The organism is Rhodococcus sp. MurmanLake-1 (assembly GCF_056945715.1).
This window is the reverse complement of record NZ_JBWZNF010000001.1, coordinates 443,500-461,444: the sequence shown is the minus strand read 5'-3', so window position 1 is coordinate 461,444 and position 17,945 is coordinate 443,500. Positions and strand designations below refer to the sequence as shown.

The following is a 17,945-nucleotide window of genomic DNA, read 5'->3' as shown; positions in this document are numbered from 1 at the left end:
ATCTCGAAAAACGGTGGCCCTCGGATCAATCCGAGGGCCACCGCTTTTCGGTGTGAAACCGTGAGATCTCGCTACTGGACGGATTCGAGTGTGCTGCCTCGCGTTTCCTTCACGAATCGCAGGACGACGAACAGTGACAACGCTGCCATGACGGCGTAGCCGGCGTAGGTGTACGACAGATTCCAATCGGCAAGTGCCGGGAACGTCCAGGAGACCAGGAAGTTCGCGACCCAGTTGGTGGCGGTCGCAATTCCGACTGCTGCAGCACGCACGCGGTTGGGGAACATCTCGGAGATCAACACCCAGACCACCGGGCCCCAGGACAGAGCGAAGAAGAATACGAATGCGTTCGCACCGATAAGTGCGATAGTCGCGTTGGCTCCGGTCAGCGTGGCCACAGATTCGCCGATCTCGTTCTTGGTCACTGTTGCCGAATGGAAACAGAACGCCGCGGTGCCCAGTGAGATGGCCATACCGGCGGAACCGACCAACAACAGCGGCTTTCGACCGACTCGGTCGATGACGGCGATGGCGACAAACGTACCGACGATGTTGACCAAGGCGCTCACGACGCTGATCAGAAGGGAGCGGTCGGCACCGAATCCCACTGCCTGCCACAGGGTGCTGGAATAGTAGAAGATCACATTGATACCGACCAGCTGCTGCAGTGCGGCGAGGGCGATGCCGACCCACACCAGGTGGGAGACGCCGAGCCGCTTCGAGAAGAGTTGGCGGACCGTTGTTTTGGCTTGCTTCTCGCTGAGCGAGTCGCGGATCTCGTTCATCCGCTCGGTGACGGCGTCGTGATCGCCGCCTTCCAGGTCGGAGATGATCTTGCGAGCGCGATCGTCCTTGCCCTGCGCTACGAGGAATCGCGGCGACTCGGGAATCGTGGTCGTCATGATCAGATACAGAACTGCGGGAACGGCTTCGAGCATCAACATCCACTGCCAGGCCTCGAGGCCCGCGATCTGATTGCGATCGCCACCGGCCGCGGCCTGGAGTGCGTAGTTGACCAACTGCGACACGGCGATTCCGAGAACGATCGCCAATTGGTACATCGAACCGAGACGGCCGCGAATCGCAGCGGGAGAGATCTCCGCGATGTACGCCGGAGCGATGACCGATGCGAAACCGACGGCCAGGCCGCCGACCACGCGCCAGAACGTGAGGTCGTAGACGCTGAACGGAACTGCGGAACCGACGGCGCCGATTATGAACAACACCGCGGCTATTTGCATGACGCGGATGCGGCCGAGGCGATCTGCGAGTGTGCCTGCGATCCAGGCGCCGAGTGCTGCGCCGAGCAGAGTCAGTGAGACCGTGAGCCCGGTGCCCGAGGCTCCGATGTCGTACTTGTCTCGGATCGCACCGACTGCCCCGTTGATGACAGCGGTGTCGTATCCGAACAGAAAACCGCCGAGCGCGGCGGCGCCGGCGAAGAGCACTGCATGTCCGACGTCGGCGCGAGTAGCGCCGGATCCACCGCCGGAGGCGGTTCCGCTGAATGCCATTCCTGCCCCCTCAAAGGCCCTACGGTCGACACCCCGATGCGTCGATCCATCCGCGAGCACTCTGCACGCTACGCCCACCGGACGAGATTTGGCGGGGACTCACGCGCCGTTATCCAGCTGAGTCCATTCCCAGGTCGAAACAACCGGACGCAGAGACAAGGTATTGATTTCAGTCATTATGCAAACAATAATGTCGGTGCAGGTGAGGGCGGTTTAATTACCCGCGAGACTCTCGGCTTTTGCTGCGATGTCCTCGAGATCCTTTGCCATGAATTTCCGGTCACCCGCGCGCCCAATCGACCGAATACCGCTGTGAAGATCTTCGAGATACGTGAAGTGGATTCGGATTCCCCGGAGAAGTACATCTCGAGGATCGTGCCTGTGGCGTCAGGCTTCAGAGTGAACCCGCTCGTGTAGTTCATGCCGTGGGAGTTGGCTTTGAGGGTGTCGTGAAAATCCCGTTTCTAGGCGGTCGCGCGCTTTGCGGCTTCACTCAACGTCGGTGTGATCTGGCCGAGGACCCAAGGCGTGCTCAGGACGTTGACGTTGCTCAGTCCGCCGATGACGCGGGTGTCGCTGAGGAATGCGGTGGATCCGCGTTTGACCGCGTCGAGTCCACCGACTGCGGGTATGCCGGACGGATCACCGGAGCCGTCGGTGAAGCCGACGATCAAGTCGGCGTCGATGTCGGCGATGTTCTCGTAGGAGATCGTCTTGAAGAACGATCCACCTGCATTGTCCGCGGCGAGCTTCTCGACGCCCGGCGCGTTGACGAATCCGAGTTCCGTCAGCACCTGGACCCGCGGGTCGGTGGGCAGATAGACGTTGATGTTGCTCGAATCGGTGTCGAAGTTGACCACTGCCAATGTCTTTCCGGCGAACTCCGGGTGGGCTGCGGCGGTATCGGCGAGAGTCGCGTCGAGGCCGTCGACGAGTTTCTCGGCCTCTTCGCTCTTGCCGACTGCCTTGCCGACGATGCGGGTCTGGTCCTGCCAGGACGTCTGCCACGCTGCGCCTGGATAAGCGGCCGTCGGTGCGATCTTGCTCAGTTGGTTGTAGACGGATTCCTCGAAGCCCTCGTACGGCGCCAGGATGACGTCGGGGGTCAACGACGCGATGGACTCGATCGGCGGTTCTCCGCTGGCCGGCATGTCGAAGAGCGTTGTCTTGTCCGCGTCGAAGTAGTCCTGGGCCCAGGGCATGACGCCGTTGTCGTCCGCACCGTAGGTGTACTTGGGCTGTCCGACCGGAGTCAGATCGAGTGCGTACAGGATGTCCTGCGCGTTCCATCCGAGGGTGACGAGGCGCTCGGGCTTCGAGTCGATGGTCGTGGTGCCGAAGGTGTTCTCGATGCTGACGGGGAATCCGTCCGTACCTTGGGATGTCGTGGATGTGCCTGAATCCGAGGAGCACGAGACAAGTGCGGTAAGCGCGATTGCAGCCGCACCGAGGGCAGTGAAGCCCCGAACAGAAGTTTTCATGAAGGGCAGCCTAACCTACTGAATTTCGGCAGCCAAACGAAACCGATTGTGCCGTTTATGCAGGTGGGAGTCGGATCTGGACCGCGTTTCTCAGGGCGCCGTTTCGGTGGGCGATACTTTCCTCGTGCGATCACAGCAGAAGATTCTCGGCGCCGCCCTCGGACTGATCGAAGGTGGCGGATTCGAGGCTGTGAACATTGCCGCAGTTGCCACCGCGGCCGGTGTCTCGCGCCAGACGGTGTACTCGATTTTCGGTACACGTGAAGAGGTCGTCTCCCAGGCGATGGGCGGTCTCGCTGTCGAGGTTCTCGGGGAGATCACGGCACAGGTGGAGTCGGTCGACACGGCGTGCGACTACGTCGTCGAATTCATCGTTGCCGCGCGAACTGCCGTGCGTGCTCACCCGGTGCTCGCGACTCTGCTCCTCGCCGAGCGGGGAAACCCTGTCTTCGATCTCGAAATGATGAGTCGAGCAATACCTTTCGCCGGTCAGATGCTCACCCCTATGGTCGAACGTGGCCTCGCCACGGAGGCGGAGTTGGATGAGATAGTGGAAATTGCCGTGCGACTGGGGCTTTCGGTTGTTGCATTCGACAGTGACCTCGTCCATTCCGATGACTCCTTGCGGGCCTTTCTCTCGAGGTGGCTCGGGCCCGCAATCCGGTCCACCTCGTAGTTCCTCGCCCGCTCCGCCAAAACCTTGACACTCGAGCGTCAGAGTGTCTAGTTTTGGCGTGCCCGGAATTCTCTGGCGACATTCTTCGAGGGAGCACCAGTCATGTCCGGAGTGAAACGTAGATCGTTCTTGGCCGGTACGGCCGCCGTGGGAGTCGCGATGATGGCGCCACGCACTGCCAAGGCTGCAACAGGGATTCCGCTGACACGTGAAGTGCACCGTGTCGTGGTTATCGGTTCGGGGTTCGGCGGAGGGGTGACGGCACTTCGCTTGGCCGAGGCCGGGGTTCCGGTCACCCTGCTGGAGAGAGGGATTCGGTGGCAGACCGGGCCGAATGCCGAAACTTTTCCGCATCCCGCCAGTCCGGACAAGCGTATTCTCTGGCATCAGTCCAACCCGACTCTGTTCGGCAGGCCGGCGATCTTCGAGCCGTACGCGGGTTTGTTGGAGACGGTGACCGGTGAGAACATGACCGCGATCTGCGCAGCCGGTGTGGGCGGCGGATCGCTTGTGTACCAAGGGATGACGCTGCAACCGGAAGAAGCGGTCTTCAACACGCACTTTCCGGAGGAGCTCGACTACGCACGAATGGACCGCGTCCATTACCCGCGGGTGGCGCGGATGTTGCAAGTGGAAACTGCACCCGACGAACTGATTTCCAGCCCGAACTACGAGGCGGCACGTGTATTCGCGCGTAACGCAACGCGTTCCGGTCTACCCGTGTCGAAGATTCCGATGCCGATCGACTGGAACTACGCGTTGGCCGAACTGAGGGGTGAGATGAAGCCGTCGTACACCAACGGTGACGGCGCGCTCGGTGTCAACAACGGGGGCAAGCATTCGGTGGATGTCACCTACATTGCGGCAGCGGAAGCGACCGGATTGGTGAATGTGGAGACTCTGCACCAGGTCACCGATGTCGAGCGGGCAGCCGACGGACGGTGGCGTGTGTACGTGGACCGGACCGACATTTCCGGCAAGATTCTCGAGAACAAGATTTTGACGACGGATGCGCTCGTGATGGCTGCCGGCAGCATGAACACCACCAAACTCCTGGTCCGCGCCGCGGCAACGGGGCGGATCACGGATCTGCCCGACGAACTCGGCGCGGGGTGGGGGACCAATGCCGACCGGATCTACATCTGGTCGGATCTCGCGGAGAATTTCGGTGCGACGCAGGGCGGTCCGGTCGTCTACGGCAGCCGGAACTGGGACGACCCGCATAACGCGTTCACCGTCATTCAGGCGTCGTTCCCGCCGGTGGCGTTCGACGCTCACAGCACGGTGATGGTCGGATTCGGGGTCAGCAGCGACCGAGGTCGGTTCGTGTACGACTCAGCGCGAGGCGAGGCGGTGCTCCGTTGGCCGAGGGATGGCGACTCTGCGATCCAGCAAGGCCACATCGGACCTGCGGCCCAGCAGATCGCGGCAGGAGGACTGCTCACCGACACCAACGCGTTACTGCCGTCCACCTGGCATCCCCTCGGCGGTGCCTGCATGAACTCGGTGTGCGATCTTGATGGTCGGGTTCTGGGCCAGCGGGGGTTGTACGTGCTCGACGGCGCTCTGTTGCCGGGGAACTCCGCTGCGTGCAATCCGTCGATGACTATCGCCGCCGTCGCGGAGCGTGCGCTCGAGAACATCGTGAAAGACGATGTGGGAACCCTATTCTGAACCTGCGCAAACGCCACGGACGGCGTACCCGAAGGCACGCCGTCCGTGACGGGTCGATCGACTGACTCAGACGCTGGCAACACCAGGCGCGAGGAAGCGCTTGCCGTTGACAGCCTCGGAGGTACCGGTCCGGTCCAGGTACGGCGTGATGCCGCCGTTCCAGAATCCGAACCCGCCGCCGAGCAGCAGGCAGAGGTCGATGTCCTCGGCTGCCGCTACGACGCCCTCGTCGAGCATGATCTGAATTTCCTCGGCAAACGCACGACGTGTGCGCTCGAGGACCTCTTCCGAAGTGGACACCTTGTCACCCTGCGGCCACAGTGCGGCGACCTCGGGATCGACGGCCTGACCGTTCTCGCCCCAGGTCCACACGCCGGGCTTGCGAGCCTCGACGAGTGCTTCGAGTCCAGGTGAGCTCTTGAACCGGTCCGGGTAGGACTCCTGCAGGGTCTCACCGGTGTGCAGAGCCACTGCGGGTCCGACGAGGGCCAGCAAGGTGAACGGCGACATGGGCATGCCGAGTTCGGCGATGGCGTTGTCCGCGACGTCGAAGGGGGTGCCTTCGTCGACGGCGGACATGACCTCACCCAAGGTGCGGGTGACGAGGCGGTTGAAGACGAAGCCTGCCTTGTCGCCGCAGAGGACGGCGGACTTCTTCAGCGACTTCGCGGTGGCGAAAGCCGTTGCGAGAGTGGCATCGTCGGTCTTGCTGCCCTTGATGATCTCGAGGAGAGGAAGAACGGCAACCGGGTTGAAGAAGTGGAAGCCGACCACACGCTCGGGATGCTCGAGGCCGGACGCCATCTCCGTGATGGAGAGCGAGGAGGTGTTGGTGGCGAGGATGGTTTCGGGAGCGATGAACTGCTCGAGTTCCGCGAAGACCTTCTTCTTGACGTCCATGTTCTCGAAGACGGCTTCGATGACGAAGTCGGTCTTGGCGAACGCGGCCTTGTCGAGGGAACCGGAGACGAGCGCCTTGAGGCGGTTCGCAGCGTCGGGGGACAGGCGCCCCTTGCCCTGGAGCTTCTCGATTTCGGTGTGGACGTAACCGACACCCTTGTCGATGCGCTCCTGGTCGATGTCGGTCAGGATGACCGGCACCTTGAGTTGGCGGACGAAGAGCAGCGCGAGCTGGCTGGCCATGAGACCGGCACCGACGATGCCGACGCCGCTGACCTTGCGGGCGAGCGAGCGGTCGGGTGCTCCGGCGGGGCGCTTGGCGCGCTTGTTCACCAGATCGAAGGCGTACAGACCTGCACGGAGTTCGTCGGTCAGGAGGAGGTCGGCAAGAGCCTCGTCCTCGGCCGCGAAGCCCTTGTCGAGCGAAGCGGCATCGGTGATGTCGGTACTGCGAGCCAGTTCGAGCAGCTCGACGGCCTTGACGGCGCCGGGAGCGTTGCCCTTGGTCTTGCCGTCGACGATCGCCTTCGCACGAGCGATCGCGTCGTCCCAGCCCTGGCCACGATCGATCTCGGGGCGAGCGGGGGTCACTGTGCCGGCGAGGACCTGCGACGCCCAGGCGAGGGACTGCTCGATGAAGTCGGCAGAATCGAGAACGACGTCGACGACGCCGAGTTCGAGTGCCTTCTTGGGGGAGAGCACCTTGTTCTGGTTCAGCGAGTTCTCGATCACCACGGTGACGGCGTTCGACGGGCCGACGAGGTTGGGGAGCAACTGCGTTCCGCCCCAACCGGGGACCAGGCCGAGGAATGCTTCCGGAAGACCCAGTGCGCCCGCATTGGCGGCAACCGTGCGGTAGTGGCTGTGCAGGCCGACCTCGAGGCCGCCGCCCAGAGCGACACCGTTGATGAAGGCGAACGTGGGAACGGACGACTCACGCAGGCGTCGGAACACCTTGTGACCCAAGCGGCCCAGCTCGAGTCCCTGCTCGCGAGAGGTGATCGCGGGAACACCCTTGAGGTCCGCGCCGGCGGCGAAGATGAACGGCTTGCCGGTGACGGCGATGGCAACCGGGTTGGCTGCGAAGGCTTCGTCGAGGGCGGCGTCGAATGCTGCGAGTCCGCCGGGACCGAATGACGACGGCTTGGTGTGGTCGAAGCCGTTGTCGAGGGTGATCAGTGCAAACGGGCCCTCGATGCCGGGGACCGAGATGATCTTCGTGTAGGCGTTCGTCACGACCTCGTCGGCGAATGCTGTTGCAATATCAGACATTTAGTTAACCCCTGCCTGGTAGTCAGCGTGGTTCGGGTTCTCCCAGATGACGGTGCCGCCCATGCCGAGTCCGATGCACATGGTGGTCAAGCCGTAGCGCACGTCGGGACGCGTCGCGAACTGGCGGGAGAGCTGCGTCATCAGGCGAACGCCCGAGGAAGCGAGGGGGTGGCCACACGCGATGGCGCCGCCCCACTGGTTGACGCGCGGGTCGTCGTCGGCGATTCCGTAGTGCTCGAGGAACGCGAGGACCTGAACGGCGAACGCCTCGTTGATCTCGAAGAGTCCGATGTCCTCGATCTTCAGGCCGGTGCGTGCCAGGAGCTTCTCGGTGGCGGGAACCGGGCCGATGCCCATGACGGCGGGGTCGACGCCCTGGTAGGCGAAGCCCACCATGCGCATGCCGACCGGCAGGCCGAGCTCGGCTGCGGTGTCCTCACCGGCGAGCAGTGCTGCGGTGGCGCCGTCGTTGAGTCCGGCGGCGTTACCGGCGGTGATTCGTCCGGCCGGGCGGAACGGCGTCTTGAGCTTCGCGAGATCTTCGACGGTGGTTCCGGGGCGCGGCGGCTCGTCTTCGGTGGCCAGACCCCAGCCCGCGGAACTGCGGGTGGCGACGGGGACCAGGGTGTCGGCGATGAAGCCGGCCTTCTTGGCAGCGTCGTACTTGTTCTGGCTGTTGACGGCGTAGGCGTCCGTGCGGTCCTTGGTGATGGTCGGGAACCGGTCGTGCAGGTTCTCGGCGGTGTTACCCATCACGAGGGCGCTCGGGTCGACCAGGCGGTCGGCGAGGAAGCGCGGGTTGGGGTCTGCGCCCTCACCCATCGGGTGGTGGCCCATGTGCTCGACGCCACCGGCGATCACGACGTCGTACTGGCCGAAGCCGATGCCCGACGCGGTGGTGGTGACGGCGGTCATCGCGCCGGCACACATGCGGTCGATGGCGAATCCTGGAACGGTTTCGGGGAGACCGGCGAGGATCGCAGCGGTGCGGCCGATGGTCAGGCCCTGGTCACCGGTCTGCGTGGTGGCTGCGACAGCCACTTCGTCGATCCGTGCGGGATCGAGCTGCGGGTTACGGCGAAGCAGCTCACGAATCGCCTTGACGACGAGATCGTCTGCGCGCGTGTCGGCGTACATGCCTTTCGGGCCGGCCTTGCCGAACGGGGTGCGAATGCCGTCGACGAAGACGACGTTGCGTTGGTTGTTTGTGGATGGAGCCACGCGAATTCCTCCTGATGGAGCTGCCCACCACTCCGAAGTGCGGTGAGACGTTGGTTCGGCGATCACGGCCAGGCGTCCGGCCTCGTATCGAGCGTACTACTGCCCATTACTGACCGGTAACTTAACGTGCCGAATTGCTCCAACCTCACATCGGGGTCAGGTCAGGATTCAGGCTCTTCTACTTCGGGCTCGGCCGGGACCACGGAGTTCAGTGCCTCGGCGAGGACGGGAACCGTCAAAGTGCGTTGCCAGCCACGTGCGCCACCGGAAGTGAGCTTGGTCTCGATTGCGCTCTCGACTTCGGTGATGTCGGAGTCGGGTTCCAACTTCCAGTCCCAGCACAGGCGCCTGACCAGGTCGGGTTGGAGCAGATTCTCCACGGGCACCGACACTTCCTTGCTCAGGTCCGACAGTGCGGCCCGAGCCGCCGTCAGTCGATCGGCCGCCGCCGGGTCCTGGCGAGCCCACCGGCCGGCGGCAGGGGGTCCGACGATCGGCGGGGTCTTCGGCGGAAGCTCGCTGTCCGGGAGCCTGCGCGCAGCTTCCAGCGCGTCCATCCACACACGCGAATACCGGCGTTGACGTGGTCCGCCGAACACGGGAAGCGAACGGAGCGCATCCAGCGACTGAGGATCTTTGAGGGCGGCATCGATGATGGCGGAGTCAGGGAGAACCCGGCTCGGCGACACGTCGCGCTTGCGCGCGAGATCCTCACGCGCCTGCCACAGCGCCCGTACTGCCGCCAACTGCCGAGTGGTCTTGAGCGAGGTGATGTGCGATGTACGACGCCAACGGTCGGGCTTGGGCTTGGGCGGGCCGGCCAGACGGATGTACTCGAACTCCTCCTTCGCCCACTCGAGCTTGCCCTGGGATTCGAGTTCGGCTTCCATGGCGTCGCGCAGTTCGAGAAGCACTTCGACGTCGAGGGCGGCGTAGTTCAACCAGGCGTCCGGTAGCGGACGTGTCGACCAGTCCGCGGCCCCGTGACCCTTGCGAAGTTCCACCCGCAGGGTTCGTTCCACTATCGCGGCGAGTCCGACTCGTTCGAACCCGGCCAGTCGACCGGCCAGTTCGGTGTCGAACAGCTCGGCCGGTGTCAGGCCCAGTTCGGCGAGACCGGGGAGATCCTGATCGGCCGAGTGCAGCACCCATTGCAACGGGTTGATCGCCTCGGCCAACGGCTGCAGGTCCTGCGCTGTCGGGATCGGGTCGAGCAGGAACGATCCCGCTCCTTCGCGTCGGAGCTGGATCAGGTACGCCCGTGCCGAATAACGGAATCCGGATGCCCGCTCGGCGTCCACGGCGAGCGGGCCGTGGCCGGAGGCCAGCGCGGCCGCGGCGTCGGCGACACCGGCGGCTGTGGTGATGACGTCCGGAACTCCGTCACGCGGAACGAGCAGCGGAACTACGTCGGAGGTGGGCTCGGTTGCATCATCGGTGACTTCGGACATGGTCACTGACTCTACGTCGCAGTCGGGGCCGGGGTTGTCACCTCAGCGTCGAACAGTTCGTCGAGTGCGGCTCCGAAACCTTGCGCGAGCTGGTCCAATTCGGGTGCCAGATCGGAGCAACTGACGATGCCGACGTCGAGTTTTCCGTCGAGTGACATCACCGTCACGTTGAGTCCTGCCCCGTGAAAGATCGGGCCGAGCGGGAACATTCCCTTGATCTGGGCGCCGAGGAAGTAGAGCGGGACCGGCGGCCCGGGCACGTTCGAGACGACCAGGTTGGACACGACGGGGTGACGCTCGGCGAGTTTGAGCGACGAGTACACCCGCATGGCGGCGCCGAACACCGCCGGCGATGCGAACTGGGACCAGTCCTGGAGCATGTTCGCACCCAGAGCCTCGTTGTGGTTCTTCGAGGTGGCGTTGTAATCGCTGATCGCGTGCAGACGCTCGACCGGATCGCCGATCTGGGTGCCCAGCTGCGTGAACATGCCCGAGATCTGGTTTGTGCCCGGCCGATCGGATTTACCGTGGACCGATACGGGGACCATCGCGACGAGTGAGTCCTCCGGCAGTTCGTCGCGGTCCTCGAGGTAGGTCCGCAAAGCACCCGCGCACAGCGCGAGAACCACATCGTTGACCTTGACGCCGTGGCGATCTTTGACGGCTTTGACCTTCGCGAGATCGAGCTGGCTGAAGGCGACGTTGCGGTGACCGGTGATAGCGCCGTTGAACGAGGTCCGCGGCGCGGTGAACGGAGCAGGCATCGCTTCACCCTTTCGTGCACGCGTCACCCACTTGGGGAGCATGGCGATTCCGCCGGGGACCAGACGGGCAATTCTTGCGGGTCGGGCGATGACGGCCATGAGTCCGCCGATGGCGATGTCCAGCGTTCCCGCGTCGCCCGCACCCTGTGCGGTGGGATCCACGAGCGCCGGTGAATCCGGTTCGAGACTGCACAGCTGAGCGAGGATGTTCGCGCCGGTGACGCCGTCGGCAGCGCTGTGATGAATCTTCGACATGACGGCGATCTGTCCGTCGGCAAGTCCCTCGATGACCCACATCTCCCACAGTGGGCGGGAACGATCCAGCGGTTGGCTCGCGATGTGTCCGGCGAGTTCTGCCAGTTCCGCGTGTGTGCCCGGAGCAGGTACCGCGGTCCGGTGGCAGTGCCGCTCGATGTCGAAATCGTGATCGTCGACCCATACCGGGTAGTCGAGATTGAGGCGGGAATCTTTGAGTTTGCGCCGGAAGGTCGGCATCGTGGCCATCCGCGAGTCCAACTCGCGAAGCAGCTCCCGGTAGTCGTAACCGCCCGGAATGGTCGAGGGGTCGAGCAGTACGAGTCCACAAACGTGCAATAGCTGGGTCGGTGTTTCCAAGTAGAGGAAGGTCGCGTCGAGTCCGCTGAGACGTTGCATGACTCATTTTAGAACAGGTTCTAGTATTTATCCGGGGGAATGCGTAAACGAGTAGTGGAGTTAGTCGCCCTGCCGCGACAGCGTGGTTATCCCGGCAGGCGGAAGTCCTGCCGCGTACGCGAGAACTTCACAGAAAGCCTCGACGTGGTGAGCCAATTCCGATGACGTTGCAGTCCAGGATGCACGTAACTCGAGTTGGTGGGCTCGCGGCGGGCCCGCGATGTCGCCGTATCGCACGGAAGTTGTGGCTGTGACCGTACCGCCCAGGGCCACAAAAGGTTCCGGTCCGGCTTCGAGTGCGTCCACCAGCCAACTCCAGGCTACTTCGGGAAGTAGTGGATCCGCGGCGACGGCTTCGTCGAGATCGGCCTGTATGTAGGCCACCAACCGCATGGTGCCGTTCCACGCCTCGTCGCCGTCCGGATCGAACAACAGGATCAGGCGGCCGAAAGCGTCGCCTTCGGACTGCTCGGCCACGACGTCGGAGTCCGGGTGCAGAACCTCGGCTCCCACTGCGTGGCTGTACGGAGCGAGACGCTGCGGCGGACGGATGGGACCGACCTCTATCTCGGGCCGAACCCGCGCAGCGGTCATCGCCTCCACGGCGGCACGGAACTCGGCCGGGTCGGCTGTCGATCCGGATGTCGTCACAGGTCAGGACGTTAGTCGGGGATAAGGGCGGGTAGGTGGAGGCGCGCCGACCGAGTGTGGTTCGGGTGTGTGGCCGCTCACGAACCGCTCGGGTGTCCGATCCCGAGTGTGGGACATGGCAGCATTGAGTCGATCGAAGACACACGTTGGCGGAGAGCGCGAGGACTGATGAGCGGGTTGGACAACATGAATTCAGGCATGACCGGGTCGGCGGAATACAGCGCTCGGCGAGTTTTGCCCGACGCACCGTTGCTCGCCGCGGCGACCGGACGCACTCCGAGTCGACGGCCGGTGTGGTTCATGCGCCAGGCCGGACGTTCGTTGCCGGAGTATCGCGAGATCCGCGCGGGGATCGGCATGTTGGAGTCGTGTTTCGATCCGGCGCTGGTCTGTGAGATCACGATGCAGCCGGTGCACCGTCACGACGTGGACGCGGCAATCCTGTTCTCGGACATCGTTGTTCCGCTCAAGGCTGCGGGAATCGATCTCGACATCGTTGCCGGCGTCGGACCGGTGGTTGCCAATCCGATTCGCTCCATCGCCGACGTCGCAGCCCTCCCGCGGTTGGTTCCCGAAGAGGTCGGGGCGATCGCGCAGGCCGTTCGACTTCTCACCACCGAGTTGGGCTCGACTCCGCTGATCGGCTTTGCCGGAGCGCCGTTCACCTTGGCGTCGTATCTGGTCGAGGGTGGTCCGAGCCGGAACCACGAGAAGACCAAGGCGCTCATGCACTCCGATCCGAAGACCTGGCACGCGTTGCTCGGAAGCCTGGCAGACACCACGATCTGCTTCCTGCAGACGCAGCTCAAGGCGGGTGTCGACGCGGTTCAGCTGTTCGACTCGTGGGCCGGCGCGCTCTCGCTGGCCGATTACCGGGAATTTGTTCTCCCGCATTCCGAACGGGTGTTTGCCGAGGTTGCCGCTGCCGGCGTTCCGCGTATCCACTTCGGTGTCGGAACCGGTGAACTTCTCGGCGCGATGGGGGAGGCAGGTGCCGACGTCGTGGGTGTCGACTGGCGGATTCCGCTCGACGTCGCGGCCGGTCGTGTCGGTCCGGGCAAGGCGCTGCAAGGCAATCTCGATCCCGCTGTACTGTTCGCGGGCCCCGAGGTGATCGATCGTGAGGTGCGCCGGATCGCCGCCGAAGGTGACCGCGCGATCGAAGCCGGTGCCATCGGCCACATCTTCAACCTCGGCCATGGAGTTCTTCCCGACACCGATCCCACGGCGATCACCTCGGCGGTGGAGCTGGTGCACTCGCTGTGACAACCACTCGGCCGTCGGTCGCGGTGATCGGAGGCGGAATCTCCGGTCTGGTTGCCGCGTACCGGCTTCGGCGCAGTCTGGGCTCCGTTGCCGACATCACGGTCGTCGACGACTCTCCGCGACTGGGCGGGAAGCTGCGAACGATTGATCTTGGCGGTGGCCCGATCGACATCGGCGCCGAGGCGTTCATCGCCCGTCGGCCCGAAGTCCCTGCGCTTCTCGCCGAGCTGGGACTGACCGATCAGATCGTTTACCCCGCGGGGTTGAGCCCGTTGATCTGGTCCCAGGGCTCACTGAATCGACTTCCTGCCGGAACCCTGATGGGAATCCCGGCATCGTCCGAGTCGGTGAGAGATCTAGTCGACGAGCAGACACTGTCGCGCATAGCTGCCGAACCAGGCGCTCCGTTCGAGTGGACCCGCGGTTCCGATTGCAGTGTTGCCGAACTGGTTTCACAGCGATTCGGTGATCAGGTGGTCAGCCGATCGGTGGATCCCCTTCTCGGCGGGGTGTACTCGGGCCTGGCGGAGACCATCGGAGTGCGTGCAGCTTTGCCGACACTCGCTGCGGCGCTCGATGCGGGCGCTCAGAGCCTCACGGACGCAGTTGCAGCCGCAGTGCCGACACCTGCACCCGGACCAGTGTTCGGAGCGCTCAGGGACGGTTACGGCATCTTGCTCGATGCGCTGCGGCAGGCCGCCGACGCGACGTTCGTCCGCGGCGAGGCTTCCGAGTTACGCAGGGACGGGAAAGGTTGGAACGTCGATCCGCTCGGCAGCGTCGACGCGGTGATTCTGGCTGTTCCGGCGCCGCGCGCAGCGGTGCTGTTGGCCGGCGTCGATGCGGATATTGCGCGTATCGCGTCGCGGATCGAACTGGCGTCGTCCGCGGTGGTGGCGCTCCGCCTGCCCGGTCAGGTCGACCTTCCGCAGAATTCGGGGATCCTGGTTGCCACCGACGCCGACCTGACCGCCAAGGCGTTCACGCTGTCGAGCCGAAAGTGGACGCACCTCGCTGATCGCGGCGAGCATCTCGTTCGGGTGTCGTTCGGTCGATTCGGCGCATCGGAGATCGTCGACCGGCCGGATGGTGAACTGATCGAACTTGCGCGCGCCGATCTCGAGACCGTGACCGGAATCACCGAGGAGCCAGGAGCGAGCTTCGTACAGCGGTGGCACGGCGGTCTTCCCCAGTACTCCCCAGGTCACACGGAAATCGTGGCTGAAATCGAGTCCGGGATGACGCAGTTCGACGGCCTCGAAGTGGCCGGGTCGTGGCTGCACGGCGTCGGGGTTCCGGCGTGTGTCGCAGTCGGCACGACGGCGGCTACACGGATATTCGAGCGAGTGGCACGATAGACCCATGGCACGCCTTGATTTCGACAAACTGAACTCTGAAATCCGTTACCTCATGTTCTCCGTGTTCCAGGTGGAACCCGGTGTGCTGGGCGATGATCGGGAAGCTGCGGTCAAGGACGCCCGCTTGTTCTTCGAGGGTCTCGAAGACAAGGGCGTCGTGGTTCGCGGCATCTACGACGTCGCCGGCTTGCGCGCCGACGCGGACTTCATGATCTGGACCCACGCGGCCAGCATCGAGGAACTTCAGGCCGCGTACGCGGATTTCCGCCGCACCACCGTCCTCGGACAGGCCAGTGCTCCCATCTGGAGCAACTCGGCGGTGCACCGCCCCGCGGAGTTCAACAAGAGCCACGTGCCCTCGTTCATCGCGGGTGAGGATCCGGGCGACTACATCTGCGTTTACCCGTTCGTCCGCTCGTACGAGTGGTACCTGCTCCCCGACGAGGAGCGTCGCAAGATGCTCGCCGATCACGGTATGGCTGCTCGTTCGTACAAGGACGTTCGCGCCAACACCGTCCCGGCCTTCGCTCTGGGGGACTACGAGTGGATTCTCGCGTTCGAAGCGCCTGAGCTCATCCGTATCGTCGATCTGATGCGCGATCTGCGTGCCACCGAAGCTCGCTTGCACGTTCGCGAAGAGGTGCCGTTCTTCACCGGGCCGCGCGTGGACATCGAGAAGCTGGTCCTTTCCCTACCCTGATCTACTTCGAAAGTAGTTTCTGTGACAACTGCACCGAACCGGCGTCGTCAACACATGTCCCATTGGGGAATGTTCACCGCCGAATCGGTCGCCGGCGAGGTGACCGCCGTGCATCCGTACGAGGGTGATTCGAATCCCTCGCCGATGCTCGGGAACCTCGCCGGTTCGGTGCGCAGTCGGGCTCGCGTTTCGGGCCCGGCGGTGCGCCGCGGTTGGCTCGAGACCGGACCTGGTCCCAGCGACCGACGTGGCGCGGACGAGTTCGTCTCGGTCTCGTGGGACGAACTGACCGAACTCCTCTCCCGCGAGTTGCGTCGCGTGGTCGACACGCACGGGAACAACGCGATCTTCGGCGGCTCGTACGGCTGGGCCAGCGCCGGTCGATTCCATCACGCGCAGAGCCAAGTTCACCGATTTCTGAATCAGCTGGGTGGATACACCAAGTCGGTCCACAGCTACTCGCTCGGTGCCACCGGTGTCATCATGCCGCGTGTGGTCGGAACACACTGGAAGTTGTTCGCGCGCTCCACGTCGTGGGACGTCATCGCCAAGCACTCCGATCTTCTCGTCTCGTTCGGGGGAGTGCCGATCAAGAACACCGGCGTCAATGCCGGTGGTACGAGCGATCATCCGACGCGCGGGGCGCTCGACGCATTTCGTGCCCGCGGCGGAAAGATCGTCTCCTTCAGTCCGTTGCGCGACGACGTCGATGGCGACTGCGAGTGGATCGCACCCGTTCCGGGAACCGACGTGGCAATCATGCTTGCCCTGGCGTTTGTCCTGGCGTCGGAGGACCTGCACGATCGCGATTTCCTGAACCGCTTCTGCGTCGGCTACGAACGCTTCGAGGATTACCTGCTCGGACGTGCCGACGGTGTACCGAAGGATCCGCGCTGGGCGCAGAAGATCTCCGGGGTGCCGGCGGAGTTCATCACCGACCTGGCTCGGAGAATGGCGTCCGGCCGGACGCTGGTGACCGTCACGTGGTCGTTGCAACGAATCAAACACGGTGAACAGGCACCGTGGATGGGCGTGACACTCGCCGCGATGCTCGGCCAATTCGGGCTTCCGGGTGGCGGTTTCGGCCACGGCTACGGTTCGATGAACGAGCCGGGTCTGGCTCCGGTGCCGTATCCGTTGCCGACCTTCTCGCAAGGTGTGAATCCGGTGCCCGATTTCATTCCGGTGGCCGCGATCTCCGATCTCTTGCTCTCGCCCGGCGAGGAGTTCGACTACGACGGCAGGCGCCTGACCTATCCGGATATTCGGTTGGTCTACTGGGCCGGTGGCAATCCGTTTCACCACCACCAGGATCTCCCGAGGCTGCGACGGGCATTTGCGCGTCCGGACACGATCGTCGTTCACGATCCCTACTGGACGCCGATGGCTCGCAATGCCGACATCGTTGTCCCGTCGACGACGTCGCTCGAACGAAATGACCTGAGCTGCACACGAAATGATCCACTTCTGGTCGCGATGCAGCAAGTAGTTCCACCTTTCGCGAATTCGCGAGACGACTACGACACGTTTGCCGCTCTGGCTTCTGCGCTCGGATTCGGGGAGCAGTTCACTGAGGGGAGATCCTCACAGGAGTGGATCGAGCATCTCTACGGTCAATGGCGGCCGTTCGTCGATGCAGACGGCGGCAACACACCGACGTTCGAGGATTTCTGGTCGGACGGGCACTACCGGATGCGAACCGAAGACAACCTCGTGCTCTTCGGTGACTTCCGCGAGGACCCCGAGAAGTATCCGCTCTCGACTCCGAGTGGGAAGATCGAGATCTTCTCCGAGACCATCGAGTCTTTCGGCTACGACGACTGCGCCGGCCATCCGCGCTGGTACGAGCCCGACGAGTGGCTGGGTGGACCACGGGCCACGCAATTCCCGCTTCACTTGATCGCCAACCAGCCCAAGACGCGCCTGCACAGCCAACTCGATCACGGCGCTGCGAGCCAGGCATCGAAGATTCAGGGACGCGAGCCGATTCGTATGCACCCCGATGCAGCGGCCGCGCGCGGCGTGTCGGCTGGGGACGTGGTGCGCGTATTCAACGATCGCGGGGCGTGCCTGGCTGGTGTGATCGTCGATTCGGATTTGCGGAGCGACGTCGTCCAGTTGTCGACCGGGGCGTGGTACGACCCGCTCGATCCTGCCGACCCCGATTCGCTGTGTGTTCACGGAAATCCCAACGTTCTGACGCCAGACGTCGGCACGTCTTCGCTTTCGCACGGGTGCACCGGCCAGCACGTTCTGGTGCAGATCGAGAAATTCCAAGGGGTTCTGCCGCCGGTCAAGGCGTTCGATCCGCCCGTGCTTCGTTCGCGCTGACGGAACCGATCGGCCACCTCCCGCGTCGAACC

13 protein-coding genes are annotated in these 17,945 nt (G+C 63.9%); 6 read left to right on the top strand and 7 right to left on the bottom strand.

Annotated elements, in window-relative coordinates:
• Positions 1-71: 71 nt before the first annotated feature.
• Together AC2ETI_RS02005 and AC2ETI_RS02000 are read right to left on the bottom strand one after the other, a co-directional pair.
• A complete protein-coding gene (locus tag AC2ETI_RS02005; RefSeq protein WP_020907569.1) occupies positions 72-1,514 on the bottom strand; it encodes a sugar porter family MFS transporter in 1,443 nt (480 codons plus the stop codon).
• A 464-nt stretch (positions 1,515-1,978) separates the two neighbouring features.
• Positions 1,979-2,995, bottom strand: coding sequence for an iron-siderophore ABC transporter substrate-binding protein (locus AC2ETI_RS02000; protein WP_483633491.1), 1,017 nt, complete (start codon positions 2,993-2,995; stop codon positions 1,979-1,981).
• A 124-nt stretch (positions 2,996-3,119) separates the two neighbouring features.
• Between AC2ETI_RS02000 and AC2ETI_RS01995 the strand changes: the two genes are divergently transcribed.
• Both AC2ETI_RS01995 and AC2ETI_RS01990 read left to right on the top strand, forming a co-directional pair.
• On the top strand, positions 3,120-3,671 hold the full coding sequence (locus tag AC2ETI_RS01995) for a TetR/AcrR family transcriptional regulator (RefSeq protein WP_003942617.1): 552 nt from the start codon (positions 3,120-3,122) through the stop codon (positions 3,669-3,671).
• Between the two features lie 102 nt (positions 3,672-3,773).
• Positions 3,774-5,345, top strand: a complete 1,572-nt coding sequence (locus AC2ETI_RS01990; RefSeq protein ID WP_081341307.1) for a GMC oxidoreductase — start codon at positions 3,774-3,776, stop codon at positions 5,343-5,345.
• Between the two features lie 66 nt (positions 5,346-5,411).
• Here AC2ETI_RS01990 and AC2ETI_RS01985 read toward each other — a convergent pair whose 3' ends face one another.
• From AC2ETI_RS01985 to AC2ETI_RS01965, 5 genes are all read right to left on the bottom strand, one after another.
• Complete coding sequence (locus AC2ETI_RS01985; RefSeq protein WP_007732875.1) at positions 5,412-7,517, bottom strand: 3-hydroxyacyl-CoA dehydrogenase NAD-binding domain-containing protein; 2,106 nt, start codon at positions 7,515-7,517, stop codon at positions 5,412-5,414.
• On the bottom strand, positions 7,518-8,738 hold the full coding sequence (locus AC2ETI_RS01980; protein WP_003942598.1) for a thiolase family protein: 1,221 nt from the start codon (positions 8,736-8,738) through the stop codon (positions 7,518-7,520).
• Between the two features lie 161 nt (positions 8,739-8,899).
• Positions 8,900-10,189 carry an HRDC domain-containing protein gene (locus AC2ETI_RS01975; RefSeq protein WP_019748264.1) on the bottom strand — a complete coding sequence of 430 codons (1,290 nt, stop codon included), beginning with the start codon at positions 10,187-10,189 and terminating at the stop codon, positions 8,900-8,902.
• A gap of 11 nt (positions 10,190-10,200) precedes the next feature.
• Positions 10,201-11,607, bottom strand: a complete 1,407-nt coding sequence (locus AC2ETI_RS01970; RefSeq protein WP_336504516.1) for a WS/DGAT/MGAT family O-acyltransferase — start codon at positions 11,605-11,607, stop codon at positions 10,201-10,203.
• Positions 11,608-11,667: 60 nt separating this feature from the next.
• Positions 11,668-12,258 carry a DUF3000 domain-containing protein gene (locus AC2ETI_RS01965; RefSeq protein WP_019748266.1) on the bottom strand — a complete coding sequence of 197 codons (591 nt, stop codon included), beginning with the start codon at positions 12,256-12,258 and terminating at the stop codon, positions 11,668-11,670.
• 168 nt (positions 12,259-12,426) lie between these two features.
• Here AC2ETI_RS01965 and hemE point away from each other — a divergent pair, with 168 nt between their 5' ends.
• From hemE to AC2ETI_RS01945, 4 genes are read left to right on the top strand one after another with little or no spacing between them, the layout of a single operon-like run.
• Positions 12,427-13,524 carry a uroporphyrinogen decarboxylase gene (gene hemE, locus AC2ETI_RS01960; RefSeq protein ID WP_483633490.1) on the top strand — a complete coding sequence of 366 codons (1,098 nt, stop codon included), beginning with the start codon at positions 12,427-12,429 and terminating at the stop codon, positions 13,522-13,524.
• Entirely contained in the window at positions 13,521-14,882 is a 1,362-nt protein-coding gene (locus AC2ETI_RS01955) for a protoporphyrinogen oxidase (RefSeq protein WP_097387402.1), read from the top strand. The genes hemE and AC2ETI_RS01955 overlap by 4 nt, the downstream gene beginning before the upstream one ends.
• Before the next feature lie 4 nt (positions 14,883-14,886).
• Positions 14,887-15,582 (top strand): hydrogen peroxide-dependent heme synthase, encoded by a 696-nt coding sequence (gene hemQ / locus AC2ETI_RS01950; protein ID WP_019748269.1) that lies wholly within the window; start codon positions 14,887-14,889, stop codon positions 15,580-15,582.
• A gap of 54 nt (positions 15,583-15,636) precedes the next feature.
• Entirely contained in the window at positions 15,637-17,913 is a 2,277-nt protein-coding gene (locus tag AC2ETI_RS01945) for a molybdopterin guanine dinucleotide-containing S/N-oxide reductase (RefSeq protein WP_397510328.1), read from the top strand.
• Positions 17,914-17,945: the final 32 nt, after the last annotated feature.

What these genes read in the sequence shown, in the direction of transcription:
- AC2ETI_RS02005 (WP_020907569.1), bottom strand. Translation starts at nt 1,514, where the DNA reads ATGGCATTCAGCGGAACCGCCTCCGGCGGTGGATCCGGCGCTACTCGC.
- AC2ETI_RS02000 (WP_483633491.1), bottom strand. Translation starts at nt 2,995, where the DNA reads ATGAAAACTTCTGTTCGGGGCTTCACTGCCCTCGGTGCGGCTGCAATC.
- AC2ETI_RS01990 (WP_081341307.1), top strand. Translation starts at nt 3,774, where the DNA reads ATGTCCGGAGTGAAACGTAGATCGTTCTTGGCCGGTACGGCCGCCGTG.
- AC2ETI_RS01985 (WP_007732875.1), bottom strand. Translation starts at nt 7,517, where the DNA reads ATGTCTGATATTGCAACAGCATTCGCCGACGAGGTCGTGACGAACGCC.
- AC2ETI_RS01975 (WP_019748264.1), bottom strand. Translation starts at nt 10,189, where the DNA reads ATGTCCGAAGTCACCGATGATGCAACCGAGCCCACCTCCGACGTAGTT.
- AC2ETI_RS01970 (WP_336504516.1), bottom strand. Translation starts at nt 11,607, where the DNA reads ATGCAACGTCTCAGCGGACTCGACGCGACCTTCCTCTACTTGGAAACA.
- hemE (WP_483633490.1), top strand. Translation starts at nt 12,427, where the DNA reads ATGAGCGGGTTGGACAACATGAATTCAGGCATGACCGGGTCGGCGGAA.
- hemQ (WP_019748269.1), top strand. Translation starts at nt 14,887, where the DNA reads ATGGCACGCCTTGATTTCGACAAACTGAACTCTGAAATCCGTTACCTC.
- AC2ETI_RS01945 (WP_397510328.1), top strand. Translation starts at nt 15,637, where the DNA reads ATGTCCCATTGGGGAATGTTCACCGCCGAATCGGTCGCCGGCGAGGTG.